This is a genomic window from Streptomyces sp. NPDC058459, from assembly GCF_042721685.1.
Taxonomy (GTDB): domain Bacteria; phylum Actinomycetota; class Actinomycetes; order Streptomycetales; family Streptomycetaceae; genus Streptomyces.
Map to the genome: position 1 here is coordinate 1 of NZ_JBHXLV010000127.1, position 19172 is coordinate 19172.

Below are 19172 nucleotides of genomic sequence, written 5' to 3' on the forward strand. Positions count from 1 at the left end.
CTCCCCTTCCCCGGGGTGAGCGGACGGCCGCCTGCCGTGCCGTGCCTACTTGGTGCGGATGACGATCGAGCCGCAGACCTTGTCGGCGAAGGTCTGGCGCTTGGCGTCCCAGGCCGGCCACAGGTAGCCGAGGTAGCAGGGCAGGGAGTCGAGGAAGTGGGCGAGCTGGCGGACGAACGCCATGCCGCCGCCGAGCGGCTGACCGGTGTCCTCCTTCAGCGTGCGGGTGCCCATGACCTTCTTGCCGACCGTCTGGCCGGTCTTGCCCTCCTGGATCACCTGCCAGACGAACAGGCCCAGCCCGGCGAGGTAGCCGACGAGCGACAGTATGCCGATGTGATTGCTGGCCCCCACCAGCACCAGGATGTACGGCACCGCGTACACCAGGGTGTCGATCAGCCGGCTCAGGAAGCGCAGGCCCCAGTTCGCGTACCGCGGCTGCTGGTAGTCGTAGCCCGGCTGCTGCGGGTAGCCGTAACCGGCCTGCTGCGGGACCGGGGGCGCCTGCGGGTAGCCGTAACCGGGCTGCGGGGGCGCGCCCTGCGGGTAGCCGTAACCGGGCTGCGGCGGCACGCCCTGCGGGGCCTGCGGGTAGCCGGGCTGCTGCGGCTGCCCGTACCCCTGCTGGGGGTCCTGCGGCTGACCGTACGGGTTCTGGGGCGAGCCGAAACTCATGGCTGGATTCCTCCGTTGGTACTGCGGGGACGACGCGGACAGCACGGAGGAACGTCAAGATCTGAGCGGTTTGCCCCCCACCGGACCGCGATGTATGCGCCGTTCATCGTTGTGGAGCCGTCACGCGTTGTCCAGCCGCATCAGCGAGGTGTTGTGCAAGCGCAACATCAACGATCATCGCCAGACATCTGGGACGCGACGGTGGCGCAGCCCACGCGGACCGGATTGGAACCGGGGGCCCGTCATCCGCGAGGATGGGGGCATGACCGCCCAGATTCTCGATGGCAAGGCCACCGCAGCCGCGATCAAGTCCGATCTGACCGCCCGCGTGGCGGCGTTGAAGGAGAAGGGAATCACGCCCGGCCTCGGTACCGTCCTGGTCGGTGAGGACCCCGGAAGCCAGAAGTACGTCGCGGGCAAGCACCGCGACTGCGCCCAGGTCGGCATCGCCTCCATCCAGCGCGAACTGCCCGCCACGGCCACGCAGGAGGAGATCGAGGCGGTCGTCCGCGAGCTGAACGAGGACCCCGACTGCACCGGCTACATCGTCCAGCTCCCGCTGCCCAAGGGCATCGACGAGAACCGCATCCTGGAGCTGATGGACCCAGAGAAGGACGCCGACGGCCTGCACCCGATGAACCTCGGCCGTCTGGTCCTGAACGAGCCCGCTCCCCTGCCCTGCACCCCCAACGGCGTGCTCACCCTGCTGCGCCGGTACGGCGTGGAGACCAAGGGCGCCGAGGTCGTCGTCGTCGGCCGCGGTGTGACCATCGGGCGTTCGATGCCGCTGCTGCTCACCCGGCGCAGCGAGAACGCCACCGTCACCCAGTGCCACACCGGCACCCGTGACCTCGCCTACCACCTCAAGAAGGCCGACATCGTCATCGCGGCCGCCGGTGCCGCGCACCTGATCCGCGCCGAGGACATCAAGCCGGGCGCGGCCGTGCTGGACGTCGGTGTGTCCCGCAACGCCGAGGGCAAGATCGTCGGTGACATCCACCCGGACGTCGCCGAGGTCGCCGGGTGGATCTCCCCGAACCCCGGTGGTGTGGGCCCGATGACCCGCGCCCAGTTGCTGGTCAACGTGGTGGAGGCGGCGGAGCGGCGTGCCGGCTGAGGACTCCGGGGAGCCGCAGGTCCGGGACGCGATCAGCGCTCCCGACGCCCAGGGGCGCACCAGGCGCGTCACCCGCCGCTTCCCGCTGTTCACCAAGGACACCGCCCGCCCCGAGGGCGGCGGCCGGGCCGCGGCCGGTGACGCCCCGGCGCCCGCCCGGCAGTGGCCCATGCTCGTCGTGCTCTGCACGACCGGGCTCGGCCTGCTGCTGATCGCCCTCGACGTCACCCGCGTCGGCCTGCTGCTGATCGGCGCCGCCCTGCTGGCGGGCGGCGCCCTGCGCTGGACGCTCCCCGGTGTCGGCATGCTGGCCGTCCGCTCCCGGTTCACGGACATCGTGACCTACGGGGTACTGGGCCTCGTCATCGTGCTGCTGGCCCTAATGGCGCAGCCCGACCCCCTGCTGAAACTCCCGTTCCTGAAGGACACCCTGCACTTCACGGCGGCCAACTAGCCGTTCGGACAAGGCCGGTGGCTCACCCCCGCCCCCGATCAGGGGCGAGCCACCGGGACTTCACCCTGGCGCCCGGCGGCCGTGCCGGGCAACGTCCGTCCGTGCGCTGTGGCACGGAGGTGACCGTTCCGCCACGGTGTCCGTGCCCTGCCACAGCCTCGATCGGGCCTGGATCAGGGGCAGTTCGGCGGATACGTGCCGAAGGCGCCCCTCGCCCCGCCCGCCGCGGCTACCGTGGAGCGGGGGCGGTGCCGTGACGCGGGGAGGCGTCATGGTGCCTGCCGGGGGAGGAACGAGGGGGAGGGCATGGCCCGTTGGAAGGCGCTGCCGGAAGATCTCGATCCGCAGATCGGGGAGTTCACCGGGCAGCTGCGGCGGCTGGTGGACCAGGGCGGGCTGAGCATGGCCGCGCTGGCCGACCGCACCGGGTACAGCAGGACGTCCTGGAAGCGGTATCTGAACGGCCGGCTGCTCGCGCCCAAGGGGTCGATCATCGCGCTCGCCGAGGTCACCGGGACCAGCCCGGTGCACCTCACCACCATGTGGGAGCTGGCCGAACGCGCCTGGAGCCGCGCGGAGACGCGGCACGACCGCACCATGGAGCAGCTCCGGATCACCCAGGCCCGCGCCGAACGGGGCGACTTCGGCGGGGCACGCGCCGAGGCGGCAGCGGCGGGCGGCGTCCGGACCGTACGCGCGGAGACGGGGACGCCAGGGGCGGCGAGGTCGGCGGGGGCTCCGCCGGTGAGCCCGCCCCTGGGGGACGCGGACGCCGCCGGGCCCGCGCGCCCCGTGACCGGCGGGCCCCGTGAGGGCCGGCGACGGCTGCTGCTCTTCCTCGCGGGTGCCGTGGCCGCGGTCGCCGTCATCGGCGGCGTCTTCCTGCTCACCGGCCGGGGGGACGGCCGCGGGACGGCCGGCGCCGCCGGGTCCCCCTCGCCGTCCGCCGGCGGCGTCGCCCATCCGCCGCCCGGCGTGCGGTGCGCGGGCTCCGGCTGCACCGGCAAGGACGCCGAGGCCATGGGGTGCGGCGGCGACCTGGTGACCACCGCCAAGACCGCCGTCGTCGGCGCCGCCACGCTGGAGGTCCGCTACAGCAGGACCTGCGGCGCGGCCTGGGGCCGGATCACCGGCGCCGTCCAGGGCGACCAGGTGCGCGTCACGGCGGGCGGGTCGGCCCAGCGGGGCGGTACCCGGGCCGGGGACACCTTCGCGTACACGCCGATGGTCGCCGTCGGCGGCGCGGGTGAGGCCGAGGCATGCGTGACCCTGGCGGCCGGACGGACGGGCTGCACGAGGTAGCCGGAGTTTTCCGGTGCGGCACGCTTGGGACGCCGGAACCGGGGCACACGGAGGTATATCCCCCCACGGGAGTCCGGCGAGCCGGCACCCCCACCGGCGGCCGCCTTCGTCCTCCTCTCCCGGACGGGCGGCCGCTGCCATGTGCTGCCTCGGTCCCGCACAGTTGAGCTGTGGGGCGGGCCACAGGGCCCCGGAGGCCCGGCCTCCCGGATGCGCGATAGCCTGACCGCTGATCTCTCTTGACGCCAAGAGATCGATCATCCGCCCGGGGCAGCGACGCCCCACCGCCAGCTGTCCTACGGAGAACGCCATGACCCGCACTCCCGTGAACGTCACCGTCACCGGCGCGGCCGGCCAGATCGGTTACGCCCTGCTCTTCCGCATCGCCTCCGGCCAGCTGCTCGGCGCGGACGTGCCGGTCAACCTGCGCCTGCTGGAGATCACCCCCGCGCTGAAGGCGGCCGAGGGCACGGCCATGGAGCTGGACGACAGCGCGTTCCCGCTGCTGAGCGGCATCACCATCACCGACGACCCGAACGTCGCCTTCGACGGCACCAATGTCGCCCTCCTCGTCGGCGCCCGCCCGCGCACCAAGGGCATGGAGCGCGGTGACCTCCTGGAGGCCAACGGCGGCATCTTCAAGCCGCAGGGCAAGGCCATCAACGACAACGCCGCTGACGACATCAAGGTCCTCGTCGTCGGCAACCCGGCCAACACCAACGCGCTCATCGCGCAGGCCGCCGCCCCGGACGTACCGGCCGAGCGCTTCACCGCGATGACCCGCCTCGACCACAACCGCGCGCTGACCCAGCTCGCGAAGAAGACGGGCGTCCCGGTCTCCGAGATCAAGCGCCTGACGATCTGGGGTAACCACTCCGCCACCCAGTACCCCGACGTCTTCCACGCCACGGTCGCGGGCAAGAACGCCGCCGAGGTCGTGAACGACGAGCAGTGGCTGGCCGACGACTTCATCCCGACCGTCGCCAAGCGCGGTGCCGCGATCATCGAGGCCCGTGGTGCCTCCTCGGCCGCCTCCGCCGCCAACGCCGCCATCGACCACGTCCACACCTGGGTCAACGGCACCGCCGAGGGCGACTGGACCTCCATGGGCATCCCGTCGGACGGCTCCTACGGCGTCCCGGAGGGCCTGATCTCGTCCTTCCCGGTCACCACCAAGGACGGCGAGTACGAGATCGTCCAGGGCCTGGACATCAACGAGTTCTCCCGCGCCCGCATCGACGCCTCGGTGCGGGAGCTGGCGGAGGAGCGCGACGCGGTCCGCGGTCTCGGCCTCATCTGAGCCCCCGCACGCGACGAGTGACGGGCCCCTCCGGTCTTCCGGACGGGGCCCGTTCCCGTGTCCCGCCTGCTCCGGGCCGCGCCTGCCCGGTGCCCAGAACGGCTTGGGCAGCACCGGCGCCGGTCCCGGTCCGCGTCCCGCAGCACACGCCGTACCGCCTGCACGGTGCGGGCCTCACCGGCGACGCAGGCCACCCCGCCCGGCGCGGGTGCGAGCCGGCCCACCGCCCCGGGCGGCGGGACCTCGCCGCGCAGCACCCGTCCAGCCGTCCGGCGTGGGCCGGTGGGAGCCGGTCGGCCGCCGTCCCCGTCTCGACACAGCCCGAGACCCGGGTCCCGTCGGGCAGCGCGGCGAGCAGGGGCGTACGGGCCGGACACCCCCTGCTGGAGGGCGGGTTGACCCCGGAGCGGTCCGCCGCCGGAGCCGGGCACCTGAGTGTGTCCCGGCGGGGGCGGCTGCACGGGCCCTGCGGGACACCGACCTGGTCGGGATCGTGAGCGGGGGGAGCCGGACCCTGTCCGAGACGCTCGGCCTGGTCACCTTCGCCATCCCGCTCCCGCTGCCGCCCCCGCCGCGACGCCGACCCGGCCCACGCGTGGCCGCGCGCCACGCCGAAGGCGTCGACGGCCGAGCGGATTACGGTTCCCTGACCCCCTGCCACCCCTCTATGCTCAACGGTCGTCCACCTTCTCGTGGGCGAGGGACTTCCATGCATCGGGGGATGGCATGAGCAGTGCTCAGGTGCCGCCGCAGGCGGAGCGGACATCGGCCGAGCGGGCGCCGGCCCCTCCGCCGCCCGTCCCGCCCCACACCAGCGAGGCCACCCGGCTGCTGTGCGCGGGCACCTATCTGGACGCCGGCTACCGGGACCGCGTCATCGAGGAACTCCACCTCAACGAGCAGCGGATCGTGGCCCCTTCCTTCGGCTTCGACGCGGCGAGGGTGCTCGCGCACGCGCTGCGGGCCCGGCGGCAGGAGCTGGTCTGGGCGGGCGCGATCACCGGGCTGTGGCTGGTGGGCATGCTGCTCAGCGGCGGGCTGCTCTTGCTGTACCTGGGGGCCAGTATCTGGCTCGCCCTCGCCCCGTGGCTGCGCGACCGCACCGCGATCCCGCCGCTGTACCGGCGGGTCCTCGCCTTCCTGGCGCGGTGGTGGGGGCGGGCGTGGTTCGCCGCGCTGTTCGCGCTGACCGTCGTCACCGGGTTCGGCGGCGGTCCGTCCGACGAGCCGTCCTACGATCCGTACGGATACGGGGGGTACGGCGGATACGGCGGTTCCGAAAGCCTCGCCGACTCGCTCACGCCGGCCGTGGAGCTGTGGCAGGCGTGGTCCACTCTTGTCGTGCTCGCGCTCATCGGGCTGTGTGTGCACGCCCAGCGCACCCAGTTCAGCCGGGCGCTGGCCGGTGAGCTGTCCGCGCGGCGCTTCCCGGACGCCGCCGCCGACCCCGCCGAGCAAGCACCGAGCCCGCGTTTCCAGCGGCTCAGGCAGCGCATCCGGCTGGAGCAGCACGCCCCGCTGATCATGTACCACGAGGCCCGGCCCTTCTGCGGGGCCGGAGACGCGTACGACACCTGGGTGCTCGCCGTGGAACTCAAGCCGGACGAGCTGACGAAGGAACGGCAGCCGCTGAGCAACCGGGCGATCCTGGAGAAGATCCGACCCCGCCTGGAGCAGCTCCGCGTCCCGGCCGAGTACGCGGGGCCCGGTGTCCGGGACCGGCTGCGCTGGCTGGAGATCGACGAGTGCGTGTTCCTCCCGGTGGAGGGGCTCAAGAAGCGGGAGCAGGCGCCGTACACCGCCGAGGCGTTCGAGCAGCACCGGGCGCGGGCGGTGGAGGAGGGGGCCGAGAAGCGGCGGCACTTCCTGCGGGTGCGGGTCGGGGGCTGGGATGAGGAGCTGGTCGTCACCGTGTACGTCCGCGTCCACACCCAGGGCGGCATGCTGATGCTGGAGATCGCGCCGCATGTGCTGACGCCGGTGCGCGAGGACTTCAAGGACGCCGACCGCGCGGCCCACCGGTTCCGCCACAACAACCACCTCGGCAAGGCCGTCACCGCGCTCGTCCTGGTACCGGGCTCGGCGGGGCGGGCGCTCGCCCAGCTGGGCCGGGGGCTGGTGCACGGCTGGCGGCTGCTGACCGGCGGTTTCGCGGGCGCGCTGCCCGACGGTCCCGCGCTCTCGGTGCGCGAACTGGGGTCCACGCCCGTCGGCTCGCTCTTCCAGGAGATGGACGTCGTCCGGTATCTGCGCGGGGTGCAGGACCGGGTGGCCGACGGCGTACGGTCCGCGCTCGCCGAATCCGGCTACGAGACCGGGGAGTTCGTCCGGAAGGTCGTCAACATCCGCAACGGGGACGTCCACATCGGCCGCGTCGAGGGCAGCACCTTCGCCGTCGGCAGCCACGCCACCGCCACCGGCGCGCCCGCGCCGCAGAAGGGAGCCGGGACATGACCGGTCAGGAGCCGAACGTGACGATCGGGGACGTGTCGGGGAGCACCTTCGCCGTCGGCAGCCACGCCCACGCCGAGAGCCACCAGCACGGCACGGGCACCCCCGCCGACCAGGAACTCCTGCAAGCGGTAAGGGAGTTGCGCGCCGACCTCGCGCGGGTACGGGCGACCGAGCAGACCGCCGCGCTGGGCGAGGCGCTCGCCGACACCGAGGCCGAACTCACCCGCACCGGCCAGGCGAGCCCGACCCGCCGCGAACGCCTGCGGGAACTCCTGGCCGACTCCCAGGCCCTCCTGGGCGTCCTCGCCTCGGCGGGCACGGTCGCCGGCCTGCTCGGACTCTGACCACCACACCAGAAGGGGGGCCGCGATGAGCGGGGGAGAACAGCACTGGAACGAGGACACCCAACGCTGGGAGGCCGGCCCCGGCTCGGACTCACCCCCGACCCCACCCCCACCGTCCCGCCCGGCCCACGCCCCGGCCCCGGTGTGGCCGCCGGCCGACCCGACGAGGCCCACCGAGCCCCCGGCCCCGGAGTGGCCCCAGGCCACCCCCACGGAGGCCGACGACACCCCGGCCTCCACCTGGCCCCCAGCAGACCGCCGCACCCCTGGCACCCCAGCCGACTCCTCGGCGTCCGCCGGCCCCGCCGCGTCCGCGACGGCCGGTAAGCGCTCCCCGGACGAGCCTGTGCCGTCCGCCGCCTCCTCGGCTCCCGGCTGGCCGCCCGCAGACCGGCGGACGCCCCCTCCCTCCTCCTGGCCGCTAGCCGGAGCGTCCTCGGCCGGAGCTTCCTCGGCCGGGGAGACGGTGGCCGAGTCCGCCGCGCACGCGGAGCCGCCATCGGCCGCCTCGTGGCCCCCGGCCGAGCTGCCCGCCGCCTGGCCGCCCGCCGATTCCTCGTCCGACACCTCCGCCTGGCCCCCCGCCGACCCGCCGCCGCGCAGTGACCCCGGTCGTCGCGTCCTCTGGTCCGTCATCGTCGGGGCGGCGGCAGCCGCTGTCGCGGTGAGCCTTGTGCTTGCCCTCGTGGTCGGCAGGGACACCGACGATGGGCGTAGCGGGCAGAGCCGGGGGCACGTCTCCTCCGCACCCGTGACCCGCAGCCCGAGCCCCACCACGAGTTCGCCCACTCCCACGCCCACCCCCTCGCCCAGCGCGCCTCCTGCCGGATACGAGTTGCGTGACGACGATGAGGGGTTCCGGGTGGCCGTGCCCGAGGGCTGGACGCGGGCGACCGCGCCGTCCGAGTACGGGATGGCGGTCGTGAACTTCCGCAGCCCGGACCGGGAGCGGAGGCTCCAGGTGTACGAGGTGGCGGAGGCCAGCCCGAAAGCGTCCTTCGAGCTGTACCTGTCGGACCGGACGCCGAAGCCCGGAGGGTTCAAGAAACTGAAGCTGACCGACCTGGACGAGGGGGACTTCACCGGGTCCCGGCTGGAGTACCTCGCGGGCAGGATCAGGGACGAGCCCGAGGTCGGCACCTGGCACGTCTACGACGAACGTTTCGTCGCCGCCGACGGCAAGATCTACGCCCTCGCCGCGTACGGCGCCGACGCCGACGGCCGGGAGGACGAGCTGGAACTCCTCACCACCGCGCTCGCCTGGTTCTGCCCGCCCGGCCTGAACTGCGACCCCTCCGGGAACGCGGCGCTGGACTGATCGAAGCGACCGCCTGCGCGTACCCGAAGGCTTCGCTGCGCAGGTTCCTCAAGGCCGACTTCGCCCACTCCGGCGGCAAGGGCGCCGCGTTCCTGAAGAAGTTCCAGTGGACGTGGGTCGACGCGCATCCGGACCAGTGGAAGCGCCGGCTTCCCTGAGGGTGGGTGCCGGGCGGCGGGTGCGTGTGCTGCCGCCCGGCACTTGTCCATGCGCGATCAGGCGCCGCCGAGCTGCATCGCCTTGACGCCCGCCACGAAGGCGGAGAACGAGCCGGCGGAGAGGTTCAGGACGGCGCCGCTCCTGCTCTTGGAGTCCCGGACCGGCACTGCACCGCTCGTGGCGGCAAGGTTGGTGGCGACCTCCACGCAAGCGCCGCCGTTGCTGCTGTAGGAGGACTTGAACCAGTTCGGGGTCTCGGTCACGGTGTGCCCTTTCGAAGTTCCTCGATCATGGCCTCGCTGAGCCGCCGCTCAGCATTTGTCCGCGTGCGGTTCAGACGCCGCCGAGCCGCCCGTCCTTGATACCCGCCATGAAGGCGGAGAACGAGCCGGCGGAGACGTTCAGGACGGCGCCGCTCCTGCTCTTGGAGTCCCGGACCGGCACCACACCACTCGCGGCGGCAAGGTTGGTGGCGACCTCCACACAGTCGCCACCGTTGCTGCTGTAAGAGGAGGTGAACCAACGTGGGGTGTCGCTCATCGCGGGGTGCCCTTTCGAAGCTGTTCGATCATGGCAACGGAAGTCGCCTGCCCGAGCGCTTCCGCCTGTAGCTGATGGTAGGCCGTCAGCGCAGGCAGGACGAACGCGCTTTCCCTCACCAACTGCCCTCTGTGGGACGACTCTGCGTAGGCGACGTGAGTTCTGTCCGGCAGCGTCAGCAGATTGATGGGAAGGTCGTACGACCGAAGCTCGCCCATTTCGTACGGAGCCACTTGCAGCACCGTGGATGGCAGTTCGGCGAAGCGGATCAGACTGCTCAGCTGCTCGGCCATGACTTCGGGGCCGCCTACTTGCCTCAGAAGGCAGCTCTCGTCGAGAACGACGTGAACCATGGGTTCAGGCGTCCGCTTCAGAGCAGCCTGACGATCCATCAGTGCCGTCAGCCGCTCCTCCCCCTGTTGCTCCGTGATCGCCCCGCGTCGGACGGCCCCGGTCGTGATGGCAGCGGCGTACTCGGGTGTCTGGAGCAAGCCGGGAATGATCCCGAGCATGAAAAGCCGGATCTCCACCGCCCGCTTCTCATGCGGGACGTACTCCGGGAAACCCTCCAGCAGGCCGGTGTTGCGGACGGCGCGTCCTTGCCGGTCGAACTCATCTCCCGTACCGAACGCTTTGTCGGCGCTCGCCGCGAAATGGGGAGTTGGAGGGCGTCGACCAGTTTCGACGGCTGAGATATGGGTGCCGGAGTACCCCATGCGCTCGCCCAACTCATCCTGGGTCCAGCCCCGCTCGTCCCGCGACGTGCGCAGACGTTTGCCGAATGCCGCCTCCGGTGAGTTCTCCGGCTCCAGCTCTTTCCGGTTCAACAGAGTTCACCCCAACTCTTCGTTCGCACCACGCAAGTTGATGATGCGTCGACTGTAGGTCACGCTGATGCTCCTTGGTAGTGGAATGGCTACGGAGAGGAGCGGTCGTCGTGCCTGGTGATTCCCCGCCTGTGGAACGGCAGGAAGATCCCTCGCCGCCGCCCATCGGAACGCTCATGGTGGACGGGCGGGAGCGCGTCGGTGAATTCCGGGGCGAGTGGTGCGGACGCTGGTCCTTCCGGCCGGTCACCGGCGGCAGGGAATGGGACGCGGCTCCTGAGGACGTACGGCCGGCCAGTCCCGCGGAGCGCCTACGCGCTCAGATCGCCCGCGCCAATGCCCGGAGCCGGGGTGAATACCTGTGACCATGGCGTCCGCGAAACCGGTGAAATGCGAATGATGAAACGACTGGTCGCCCGTGTCTGGCGACTTGTTCGGGGCCCCCTCCAGTGGCGCGTCCTGTGGCTGGCGCACGCCAGATTCATGGTCGGCGTGACGGGAGTCGTCCGGAATGACGCGGGTCAGGTGCTACTGCTCAAGCACCGTATGCGGCCCCCGGAAAAGCCGTGGGGACTTCCCACCGGTTACGCGATCAAGGGGGAGGAGTTCCCGCTCACCATCGTGCGGGAGGTGGAGGAGGAGACCGGGTTGAGCGTGAAGCCCGGTCGGCTGGTGAGCGTGACGAGCGGCCACAGGCTCCGGGTCGAGGTGGCGTACGAGGCGCTGCACACCGGAGGGACGCTGAAGATCGACAGGTTCGAGATCCTGGAGGCACGGTGGTTCTACACCAGCTCGCTGCCCGAGGGAATGCAGGACTCCCACCGGCGGCTCGCCCTGGGCAGCCCGACGGCCTGATGCCGCTGGTCATGGCGGGAGGCGGGCTCCCCGCTGCCTCATCCGCCCCGTCCGCATGCTCCACCCCACCCCTGAGGTGCGCGGGCGGGGCATTCCTTGCTCAGACAGGAGAGTGGCTGTGTATCACTGCAATGCCTCCAACCCTTCACCGTGGTCGGAAAAGTCGGACGCGCGATCCGACGAGGGCGTGCCGCCCCACCCGCACGACCGCCTTGTCTGTGAGCTGAACAGGCAGCACCACGGCAGACACGCCTATTTTCTCTGCGAGTTGAGCTGCGACTCGCACCTGTGGGTCAGGTGGGAGGGCGAGGAGTTCGCCTGCGTCGTGCTGCGGCCGTGTGGCATGGTCGACGCCACCGCCGACCCCGTCCGCCGGGAAGCGTGCACCCTGTTCGCCGATCACTCCCCGGGGCACTCCTGGCAGTTCTCCGACATGTTGCAGGACTAGGCGCCCCGCCGCCGCCCCAGAGACTGGACGGCGTTGTCGATCTCCAGGTCGATGAGGCGCTGTACGTCGATGGCCTGGCCGGCGAAGACGCCGGTGAGTTCGAGACTCACGATGCCGTGGACGCGTGTCCAGAGCAGGATGGCGGCGCGGGCGATGTGCGGCAGGGTGTCGGGCCGTTCCTGCGCGCGGGCCCACAGGCGCAACTGGTCGTCCAGGGTCCGGTCACCGCCCGCCGCCTCGACGGGTGCCGGGTCAGCCTCCATGGCGACCAGCAGGTCGATGAGCAGGGACATCGCCTTGTCGAGCGGGGTACGGGAAGCGGCGTCACCCGCCGCGTCGCCGGGTCGTTCGCCGAACAGCATGCCGTAGCGCCGCCGGTGGCGCAGCGCCCAGTCGCGGTAGGCGGCGACCAGTAGTCCTACCCGCGCGCGCGGTGCACGTCGGCTGCCCGCGACGGCCTGGCTCATCGCCGTGGCGAGCTGCTGGTACGACTGCGTCGTGAGGTGCGCCACCAGCGCGTCCCGAGACGGGAAGTAGCGGTAGACGGCCGGTGCGGACATCGCCATCGCGCGGGCCAGCGCCGCGATCGACAGCGCGTGCACACCGCCCTCGTCAATGATCGCGAAGGACTCTTCCTCGATCTCCCGTGACGTCTGGGCCCTCAGCCGCGCGCGCCTGCTCACCGTCCGCATCTCATCGGTCATTGTCACATCGTAACTTGCCTTACGCCTTGACGTAGTGCGATGCCTAAGTGCATTGTTACGGTCATTAACTGAGTGACTGACATTCGCGGCGTGATGGAGGAGTTGGGCATGTCCGAGATGAGAGCCTCTGCCGAGGCCACCGTGACCGTCACCGAGGTTCTGCTCCCCGGCAAGGTCGCGCCGTCCGGCCTTCGGCTGGTCAGGCGGGCACTCCCGGCGCCGGTCGCCGGCCAGGCACGGGTACGCGTCGAGTCGACCGCCGTGTCGTTCGCCGAGCGGGCGATGAGCCGGGGCCGCTACTACGGCCAGCCCCCGTTCCCGTTCGTGCCCGGCTACGACCTCGTCGGCGTCGTCGAGGCCGTCGGCCCCGGAGTCGATCCCGCACTGGTCGGCCGGCGGGTCGCCGCACTGACCAAGACCGGTGGCTGGACCACCGCTGCCCTGCTGACCGCCGCCGACCTGGTGGAGGTACCCGACGGGATCGACCCCGACGAGGCGGAGACACTGATCGTCAACGGGCTGACCGCCTATCAGATGCTCCACCGCAGTGCGAAGGTACGAGCCGGGCAGACCGTACTCGTCCTGGGCGCCGCCGGCGGGGTGGGCTCGGTCCTGGTGCAGCTAGCCAAGGAGGCCGGCGCACGCGTGATCGGCACCGCCGCCCCGCGCCATCACCAGTCACTGCGCGCGCTGGGCGTGGAGCCGATCGACTACCGGGACCTTGATCCGGCCGCCCGTGTCCGGGAACTGGCGCCAGGCGGTGTGGACGCCGTGTTCGACCATCTCGGCGGCGCGAGCGCGAGTCTCTCCTACCGACTGCTCAACCGCAGCGGAACGCTGGTCTCCTACAGCATCGCGGCCAAGCTCGACGACACGCGACCCCTGCTCCTCGACTTCCTGCCGCTGCTGGCCAAGCTGACGTTCTGGAACTACCTGCCCACCCGCAGGCACGCGAGCTTCTACGACGTCTGGGCCGGCGCCGGAAAGCCGGACTCAGCCAAGCGCGAAGCCTTCCGGACGCGGATGCGTACCGACCTCACGCACCTCTTCGGCCTGCTGCGCGACGGCGTCCTCACCGCGCGGATCGCCGCACGCTTTCCGCTGGACGAGGTCGCCGCGGCGATGGAGCTGGCCGAATCCTCCGCACGTACCGATCTCGGCAAAATCATCCTCACGCCCTGAGCGGTGACTCTCTCCGAGCGGTGAGACCGAGTCCCGCACCCTGATCCCCCCGACGGACGCCCAGCTAGTGCCGGCCGAACCGGCGGCGGGTCCCGGTGTCGGCCGACGGGAACCTCTCCAGACGCCGGGGATCGGATTCGACGTCCTGGTGCTGGACGAGTCGGGCCTGATCCAGGACGTCGCGGGTTCCTGGACAGGGTGCCGGCCTGACGGTCCGCCCGCCGCGCTACTACTTGTACTGGCCCGGCGTGTAGTGCCCCGGCACCATCCGCGTCGACACCGCGAACCGGTTCCACGCGTTGATCACCGTGATCGCGGCGATCAACTGCGCCAGCTCCGCCTCCTCGAACTGCTTGGCGACGCGCTCGTACACCTCGTCCGGTACGAAGCCGTCGGTGATGACGGTGACCGCCTCGGTCAGCTCCAGCGCCGCCAGTTCCTTCCCGGTGTAGAAGTGCGGCGACTCCTGCCAGGCGCTGAGCTGCACGATCCGCTCCACGCTCTCCCCGGCCGCGAGCGCGTCCTTGGTGTGCATGTCCAGGCAGTACGCGCAGTGGTTGAGCTGCGAGGCGCGGATCTTCACCAGCTCCAGCAGCGTCGGGTCGATCCCCTTACGGGCGGCGGCGTCCAGGCGGACCATCGCCTTGTAGACCTCGGGCACGTGCTCGGTCCAGGTCAGGCGGGCGGGGTGCTCGGGGGCGTATGTGGGGGTGTTCTCCGTGGTGTCCATACGGGCAAGCCTAGGAGCGAAGCAGCCCAGGAGTATGGTCCATTCCCATGGCGGATTCATGGGCCAGTCTGGGCATCGACCTCCACCTCGAACCGGCCGGCGGCAGCGGTCTGCGCCGGGGTCTCACCGACGCGCTGCGGGACGCCGTACGCACCGGCCGGCTCGCCCCCGGCACCCGGCTGCCCTCCTCCCGTGCCCTGGCGGGAGACCTCGGCATCGCCCGCAACACCGTCGCCGAGGCGTACGCCGACCTGGTCGCCGAGGGCTGGCTCACCGCCCGCCAGGGCTCCGGCACCCGGGTCGCCGACCGGGCCGTGGCCCCGGCCGGGGGAGCGGGCGCACCCGTCCGGCGCCGCCCGCCGGGCCGCCCCGCGCACAGCCTCGTCCCCGGCACCCCCGACCTGGCCGCCTTCCCGCGCGCCGAGTGGCTCAAGGCCGCCCGCCGCGCCCTGACGCGGGCCCCCAACGAAGCCCTCGGGTACGGCGATCCACGCGGCCGTCCCGAACTGCGTACCGCCGTCGCCGAGTACCTCGCCCGCGTGCGCGGCGTACGCGCCGACCCGGGCTCGGTGCTGATCACCGCCGGCTTCTCGCACGCCCTGCGCCTCCTCGGCTCGGTGCTGCACGGGCGCGGCGCCCGCACGGTCGCCGTCGAGTCGTACGGCCTCGACGTGCACCTCGGCCTGCTGGCCGGAGCGGGCCTGACCACCACGGCGCTCCCCTACGACGAACTCGGCACCGACACGCGGGGATTGGGTGGCGAGAGCGCCGTACTCCTCACCCCCGCGCACCAGTTCCCCATGGGCACCACGCTGCGCCCCGACCGGCGGGCGGCCGTCGCCGACTGGGCGCGGCGCACCGGCGGGCTCGTCCTGGAGGACGACTACGACGGCGAGTTCCGCTACGACCGCCAGCCCGTCGGCGCTCTCCAGGGGCTCGATCCCGGCCACGTCGTCTACCTCGGCACCGCCAGCAAGTCCCTGGCCCCGGGGCTGCGCCTCGGCTGGATGGTGGTGCCCCACGCGCTGATGGCGGAGACGGTCGCGGCCAAGGGGCACATGGACACCGTCGGCGTGCTGGACCAGCTGACGCTGGCCGAGTTCATCGCCTCCGGCGCCTACGACCGCCATGTGCGCGCCGCCCGGCAGCGCTACCGGCGCCGCCGTGACGCCCTCGCCGCGGCCGTCGCCGACCGGGCGCCCGAGGTGACCGTCACCGGGATCGCGGCCGGGCTGCACGCGGTGCTGCGGCTGCCGCCCGGCACCGAGCAGGGGGTCGTACGGGCCGCCCACTGGCAGGGGCTCGCCCTGCACGGCCTCGCCTTCTACCGCCACCGACTGGCCGTGGCCGAACCGCTGGACGCCCTCGTCGTCGGCTATGGCACCCCGCCCGACAGCACCTGGCCCACCGTTCTGGAAGCCCTTTGCCGGGCCCTGCCTTAGAGAACCGGGCGGGGGGTACCCGTGCGCGGAAGCACGCCGGTCTCTAGGGTTGGGTCGAACGCGAATCCGACGGGGGAAGAAGAGAACATGGCCAGCACCCGCGCTCAACTGCGGTCCACCACAGTCGTCCTGGGCGGTATGGGGCTGCTCGCCGCCGCCCTCACCGCGTGCTCGTCCGACCATCCGGACAAGCGCTGCGTCGACCGGAACAGCTACAACGCGGCCAAGGGCTACCACGTCGTCTCCGACAAGAGCTGCAAATCGGGCTCCAGCGGCGGCGCCTACTACTACGGCGGCAAGAAGAGGGGCTCCTGGGTCCGCAGCGGCTCCTTCACCGTGCCCCGCAAGTCCGGCGGCGGCTCAGGCCGTTCGGGCGACAACGACAGCGTGCACCGGGGCGGCTTCGGCGGCGGCCACGGCGGCTCCGGCGGCTGACCGGACCGGGACGACACGAGCATGGAACGCCGTACGATCACGCCCCGCCCCGACTGGCAGCGCACCGTCGAGGAACAGGGCATCGTCTACCCGCTCACCCGCCACCCCGACGGCTCCCTGCGCCCCTACTGGGACGAGAGCGCGTACTACGTCTTCTCGCTGCCCGAGGTGGAGGCGCTGGAGGAGACCGTCGAGGAACTGCACACCATGTGCCTGGCCGCCGCCGGGCACCTGGTGGAGCACGACCGCCTCGCCGACCTCGGCATCACCGACCCCCGGGTGGCCGCCGCCGTCACCGAGTCCTGGCACCGACGTGCCGAACTGCCGTCCGTGTACGGCAGGTTCGACCTGCACTACGACGGCACCGGCCCGGCGAAGCTGTTGGAGTACAACGCGGACACCCCGACCTCGCTGGTGGAGGCCGCGTCCGCGCAGTGGTTCTGGATGGAGGACCGCTTCCCCGGCGCCGACCAGTGGAACTCGCTGCACGAGCGGCTGGTCGACACCTGGCGCGAGCAGGCGAAGCTGCTCCCGCCGGGCGCCCCGCTGCACTTCGCGCACTCCTCGGCCGACGAACTCGGCGAGGACCTGATGACGGTCGCCTACCTCAAGGAGACCGCCGAACAGGCCGGGCTCGACACCGACTGGCTCTCCATGGAGGAGATCGGCTGGGACACCCTCTCCGGCCGCTTCGTGGACCAGCGGCTGAAGTTCATCCGGGCGATCTTCAAGCTGTACCCGTGGGAATGGCTCACCACCGACGAGTTCGCCGGTCACGTCCTGGACACCCTGGACAACGGCGGCGGCACCGGCAGCACCCTGTGGATCGAGCCCGCCTGGAAGATGCTGCTCAGCAACAAGGCCCTGCTGGCGATCCTCTGGGAGCTGTACCCCGGCCACCCCAACCTGCTCCCGGCCTACCTGGACGGCCCCCGCGAGCTGGCCGCCACCACCGGCTACGCCGCGAAGCCGCTGCTCGGCCGCGAGGGCGAGGGCGTCACCCTGCACCCGCCGGGCACCCCGGCCCCGCCGCCGCCCGAGGAGACCTGCTGCTACCAGGCCCTCGCCCCGCTCCCCGTCTTCGACGGCAACCACGTCGTCCTCGGCGCCTGGACCGTCGGCGACCAGGCGGCCGGGCTCGGCATCCGCGAGTCCGCCGGGCTGATCACCGACTCGTACGCCCGCTTCCTGCCGCACGTGATCCTCTAGGGCCGGACAGGCCCTGGACCGCGCACTGACTCGCCCACGGCCGGTACGCTGGTCGTGGGCCGTGACTGGCGCGCTGGGATGGGACCGACCATCGGGGAGCGGCCCGAGTCAGACAGTGCCGAGCGCCTGGGCCGAACCGAACACGACGACACCCGACGCCCTGTCCGGAGGCCCCCATGCCCGAGAACCCCACCCCGTCCGGCTCCGCCGAGACCACCGCCTACCGCGCCGCGCTCGACGTCATCCGCGCGGTCGAGCCCCGGGTCGCCGACGCGATCGGCCAGGAGGTCCACGACCAGCGCGAGATGCTCAAGCTGATCGCCTCCGAGAACTACGCCTCCCCGGCCACCCTGCTGGCGATGGGCAACTGGTTCAGCGACAAGTACGCCGAGGGCACCGTAGGCCGCCGCTTCTACGCCGGCTGCCGCAACGTCGACACCGTCGAGTCCCTCGCCGCCGAGCACGCCCGCGAACTCTTCGGCGCCCGGCACGCCTACGTCCAGCCGCACTCCGGCATCGACGCCAACCTGGTCGCCTTCTGGGCCGTCCTCGCCGACCGCGTCGAGGTGCCCTTCCTCCAGAAGACCGGCGTCCGCCAGGTCAACGAGCTGTCCGAGGCCGACTGGGCCGAGCTGCGCCAGGCGTTCGGCAACCAGCGCATGCTCGGCATGTCCCTGGACGCGGGCGGCCACCTCACCCACGGCTTCCGGCCCAACATCAGCGGCAAGATGTTCGAGCAGCGCTCCTACGGCACCGACCCGGCCACCGGCCTGATCGACTACGAGGCCCTGCGCGCCCAGGCCCGCGAGTTCCGCCCGCTGATCCTGGTCGCCGGCTACTCCGCCTACCCGCGCCTGGTGAACTTCCGGATCATGCGGGAGATCGCGGACGAGGTCGGCGCGACCCTCATGGTCGACATGGCGCACTTCGCCGGTCTGGTCGCGGGCAAGGTGCTGACCGGGGACTTCGACCCGGTCCCGCACGCCCAGATCGTCACCACCACCACCCACAAGTCGCTGCGCGGCCCGCGCGGCGGCATGGTGCTGTGCGACGACTCCCTCAAGGACCAGGTCGACCGGGGCTGCCCGATGGTGCTGGGCGGCCCGCTCCCGCACGTCATGGCCGCCAAGGCCGTCGCCCTGGCCGAGGCCCGGCAGCCCTCCTTCCAGGACTACGCCCAGCGCGTCGTGGACAACTCCCGCGCGCTCGCCGAGGGCCTGACGAAGCGTGGCGCCACCCTCGTCACCGGCGGCACCGACAACCACCTCAACCTGATCGACGTCGCCGGCTCCTACGGTCTCACCGGCCGCCAGGCCGAGGCCGCCCTGCTGGACTCCGGCATCGTCACCAACCGCAACGCCATCCCCGCCGACCCCAACGGTGCCTGGTACACCTCCGGCATCCGCATCGGCACCCCCGCCCTGACCACCCGCGGCCTCGGCCCGGCCGAGATGGACGAGGTGGCGGGCCTGATCGACCGCGTCCTCACGACCACGGAGCCGGGCACCACCAAGTCCGGCGCCCCCTCCAAGGCCCAGCACATCCTGGACCGGAAGACCTCGGACGAGATCGCGAAGCGAGCGACAGACCTGGTGGCGGCCTTCCCCCTGTACCCGGAGATCGACCTCGGCTGAGCGCCTGCGGGGGCGCGGGGAGCCGCGCGACAAGCCACGACGC

Annotated in this window: 20 protein-coding genes and 1 riboswitch; of the genes, 14 read left to right on the forward strand and 6 right to left on the reverse strand. The window is 71.9% G+C overall.

The window, feature by feature from the left end; all coding sequences use genetic code 11:
• Positions 1–45: 45 nt before the first annotated feature.
• A complete protein-coding gene (locus ACFWN1_RS21805) occupies positions 46–675 on the reverse strand; it encodes an RDD family protein (RefSeq protein ID WP_384364323.1) in 630 nt (209 codons plus the stop codon).
• 262 nt (positions 676–937) lie between these two features.
• Between ACFWN1_RS21805 and ACFWN1_RS21810 the strand changes: the two genes are divergently transcribed.
• The 7 genes from ACFWN1_RS21810 to ACFWN1_RS21840 all read left to right on the forward strand — a co-directional run bounded on the left by ACFWN1_RS21810 (position 938) and on the right by ACFWN1_RS21840 (position 8964).
• Entirely contained in the window at positions 938–1792 is an 855-nt protein-coding gene (locus ACFWN1_RS21810) for a bifunctional methylenetetrahydrofolate dehydrogenase/methenyltetrahydrofolate cyclohydrolase (RefSeq protein WP_384364325.1), read from the forward strand.
• Positions 1782–2246, forward strand: coding sequence for a DUF3017 domain-containing protein (locus ACFWN1_RS21815; RefSeq protein ID WP_384364327.1), 465 nt, complete (start codon positions 1782–1784; stop codon positions 2244–2246). Before ACFWN1_RS21810 ends, ACFWN1_RS21815 begins: the two co-directional genes overlap by 11 nt.
• Before the next feature lie 306 nt (positions 2247–2552).
• Entirely contained in the window at positions 2553–3548 is a 996-nt protein-coding gene (locus ACFWN1_RS21820; RefSeq protein WP_384364329.1) for a DUF2690 domain-containing protein, read from the forward strand.
• A 310-nt stretch (positions 3549–3858) separates the two neighbouring features.
• Positions 3859–4848 (forward strand): malate dehydrogenase, encoded by a 990-nt coding sequence (locus ACFWN1_RS21825; RefSeq protein ID WP_384364331.1) that lies wholly within the window; start codon positions 3859–3861, stop codon positions 4846–4848.
• A gap of 726 nt (positions 4849–5574) precedes the next feature.
• Complete coding sequence (locus ACFWN1_RS21830; RefSeq protein WP_384364333.1) at positions 5575–7302, forward strand: hypothetical protein; 1728 nt, start codon at positions 5575–5577, stop codon at positions 7300–7302.
• Positions 7299–7646 carry a hypothetical protein gene (locus ACFWN1_RS21835; RefSeq protein WP_384364335.1) on the forward strand — a complete coding sequence of 116 codons (348 nt, stop codon included), beginning with the start codon at positions 7299–7301 and terminating at the stop codon, positions 7644–7646. The genes ACFWN1_RS21830 and ACFWN1_RS21835 overlap by 4 nt, the downstream gene beginning before the upstream one ends.
• A gap of 25 nt (positions 7647–7671) precedes the next feature.
• Positions 7672–8964, forward strand: a complete 1293-nt coding sequence (locus tag ACFWN1_RS21840; protein WP_384364336.1) for a hypothetical protein — start codon at positions 7672–7674, stop codon at positions 8962–8964.
• Positions 8965–9179: 215 nt separating this feature from the next.
• Here ACFWN1_RS21840 and ACFWN1_RS21845 read toward each other — a convergent pair whose 3' ends face one another.
• From ACFWN1_RS21845 to ACFWN1_RS21855, 3 genes are all read right to left on the reverse strand, one after another.
• The gene (locus tag ACFWN1_RS21845) at positions 9180–9386 is read right to left on the reverse strand and encodes a DUF397 domain-containing protein (RefSeq protein ID WP_384364338.1); all 207 of its coding nucleotides are present in this window, start codon (positions 9384–9386) and stop codon (positions 9180–9182) included.
• 70 nt (positions 9387–9456) lie between these two features.
• Entirely contained in the window at positions 9457–9663 is a 207-nt protein-coding gene (locus tag ACFWN1_RS21850; protein ID WP_384364340.1) for a DUF397 domain-containing protein, read from the reverse strand.
• Positions 9660–10490, reverse strand: a complete 831-nt coding sequence (locus ACFWN1_RS21855; protein ID WP_384364341.1) for a helix-turn-helix domain-containing protein — start codon at positions 10488–10490, stop codon at positions 9660–9662. Before ACFWN1_RS21855 ends, ACFWN1_RS21850 begins: the two co-directional genes overlap by 4 nt.
• A gap of 399 nt (positions 10491–10889) precedes the next feature.
• On the opposite strand from ACFWN1_RS21855, the gene ACFWN1_RS21860 reads away from it, so the two are divergent.
• Positions 10890–11345, forward strand: coding sequence for an NUDIX domain-containing protein (locus ACFWN1_RS21860; protein WP_384364343.1), 456 nt, complete (start codon positions 10890–10892; stop codon positions 11343–11345).
• A gap of 268 nt (positions 11346–11613) precedes the next feature.
• A complete protein-coding gene (locus ACFWN1_RS21865; RefSeq protein WP_384364345.1) occupies positions 11614–11793 on the forward strand; it encodes a hypothetical protein in 180 nt (59 codons plus the stop codon).
• Here the strand turns inward: ACFWN1_RS21865 and ACFWN1_RS21870 are convergent.
• Complete coding sequence (locus tag ACFWN1_RS21870; RefSeq protein ID WP_384364346.1) at positions 11790–12497, reverse strand: TetR/AcrR family transcriptional regulator; 708 nt, start codon at positions 12495–12497, stop codon at positions 11790–11792. The genes ACFWN1_RS21865 and ACFWN1_RS21870 overlap by 4 nt on opposite strands.
• Positions 12498–12605: 108 nt before the next feature.
• Here ACFWN1_RS21870 and ACFWN1_RS21875 point away from each other — a divergent pair, with 108 nt between their 5' ends.
• Positions 12606–13679: a medium chain dehydrogenase/reductase family protein gene (locus ACFWN1_RS21875; protein ID WP_384364348.1), complete on the forward strand. Its 1074-nt coding sequence runs from the start codon at positions 12606–12608 to the stop codon at positions 13677–13679.
• 229 nt (positions 13680–13908) lie between these two features.
• Here ACFWN1_RS21875 and ACFWN1_RS21880 read toward each other — a convergent pair whose 3' ends face one another.
• Positions 13909–14409 carry a carboxymuconolactone decarboxylase family protein gene (locus tag ACFWN1_RS21880; protein ID WP_384364350.1) on the reverse strand — a complete coding sequence of 167 codons (501 nt, stop codon included), beginning with the start codon at positions 14407–14409 and terminating at the stop codon, positions 13909–13911.
• A 47-nt stretch (positions 14410–14456) separates the two neighbouring features.
• Here ACFWN1_RS21880 and ACFWN1_RS21885 point away from each other — a divergent pair, with 47 nt between their 5' ends.
• The 4 genes from ACFWN1_RS21885 (at position 14457) to ACFWN1_RS21900 (ending at position 19129) form a co-directional block, all read left to right on the forward strand.
• On the forward strand, positions 14457–15851 hold the full coding sequence (locus ACFWN1_RS21885) for a PLP-dependent aminotransferase family protein (RefSeq protein ID WP_384364352.1): 1395 nt from the start codon (positions 14457–14459) through the stop codon (positions 15849–15851).
• An 87-nt stretch (positions 15852–15938) separates the two neighbouring features.
• Entirely contained in the window at positions 15939–16286 is a 348-nt protein-coding gene (locus ACFWN1_RS21890; RefSeq protein ID WP_384364354.1) for a hypothetical protein, read from the forward strand.
• A gap of 21 nt (positions 16287–16307) precedes the next feature.
• Positions 16308–17495, forward strand: coding sequence for a glutathionylspermidine synthase family protein (locus ACFWN1_RS21895; protein WP_384364356.1), 1188 nt, complete (start codon positions 16308–16310; stop codon positions 17493–17495).
• Positions 17496–17546: 51 nt separating this feature from the next.
• Positions 17547–17634, forward strand: a riboswitch (ZMP/ZTP riboswitch).
• A 37-nt stretch (positions 17635–17671) separates the two neighbouring features.
• A complete protein-coding gene (locus tag ACFWN1_RS21900; RefSeq protein ID WP_384364358.1) occupies positions 17672–19129 on the forward strand; it encodes a glycine hydroxymethyltransferase in 1458 nt (485 codons plus the stop codon).
• Positions 19130–19172: the final 43 nt, after the last annotated feature.